2 protein-coding genes are annotated in these 1,121 nt (G+C 68.9%); both read left to right on the forward strand.

Annotated features, from left to right (window positions below):
* Nucleotides 1-157: sigma factor-like helix-turn-helix DNA-binding protein (locus AC1DYN_RS32685; RefSeq protein WP_477966992.1), on the forward strand; the 157-nt coding region annotated here is incomplete at its 5' end.
* A 93-nt stretch (nucleotides 158-250) separates the two neighbouring features.
* Nucleotides 251-1,121 (forward strand): adenylate/guanylate cyclase domain-containing protein (locus AC1DYN_RS32690; protein WP_477966990.1); only part of this gene is annotated, 871 nt, incomplete at its 3' end.

The following is a 1,121-nucleotide window of genomic DNA, read 5'->3' on the forward strand; positions in this document are numbered from 1 at the left end:
CGGCATCGAGATGAGCACCGACCACACGCTGGAAGAGGTCGGCAAGCAGTTCGACGTGACGCGCGAGCGCATCCGCCAGATCGAGGCCAAGGCGATCCGCAAGCTCAAGCACCCGAGCCGGTCGGATAAGCTGCGCACGTATCTGGACAATCTCTGATCCGTCGCTTCCCTGCAAAGGCCCCGCGAGCACTGCTTTCGGGGCCTTTTTCACGTCTTCGATCGGCGTCCAGTTGCCATAAACTTCACGCTTATGACCCAGATCCTGCAGCGCACCGTGTTGTTTGCCGATCTGCGCGGCAGCACCGCGCTGTACGAGACGCTGGGCAATGCCGAGGCCACCACGGTCGTCACGCACAGCGTGGCCCTGCTGGCCCATGTCGTCGCCAGCTGCCGCGGCACCGTCGTGAAGACGCTGGGCGACGGCCTGATGGCGGTGTTCGAAAGCCCGACCGAAGCGGTCGCCGCCGCCGACGGCATGCACGAGTCGCTGGACCGCATCGTCCCGCCCACCACGCCGGCCGCGATCGCGCCCGCACGCACGCCGGTACTGAAGCTGCAGGTCGGGCTGGCGCATGGCGAGGTGGTCGCGATGTCGGGCGATTGCTTCGGCGACGCGGTGAACGTCGCGGCGCGCCTGCTCGACCATGCCGGCGACAACGAGACGCTGGCCACCGCCACCGTCTTCGCGGCCCAGGATGCCGAGAACACCGCGCGCTTTCGCAGCCTCGACCGGGTGCAGCTGCGCGGGCGCGTCGAGCCGGTGCACGTCTACCTGCTCGAAGGGCGGCGTTTCGGCGACACCGCGGCCACGGCCTATGGCGACCTGCTGCCCACCCACAACGAGCCCGAAGGCATCCGCCTGAGCTGGCTCGACCTGAACCGCGTCTACGCCGGCCCCAGCCTGCCGGTGGTGCTGGGCCGCAGCCCGCAGGCCACCTACTGCATCGACGATTCGCGCGTGTCGCGCTCGCATGCGCGCATCGACTGGCACGGCGGCGCCTTCCAGCTGACCGACCTCAGCTACAACGGCACCTACGTGCGCTTCTCCAGCGATTCCGAGATCGTCGCGCTGCGCCGCGGCACCTGCACGCTGCACGGCAGCGGCGCGATCGGGCTGGGTG

Source organism: Rhizobacter sp. P2_D12 (assembly GCF_056404395.1).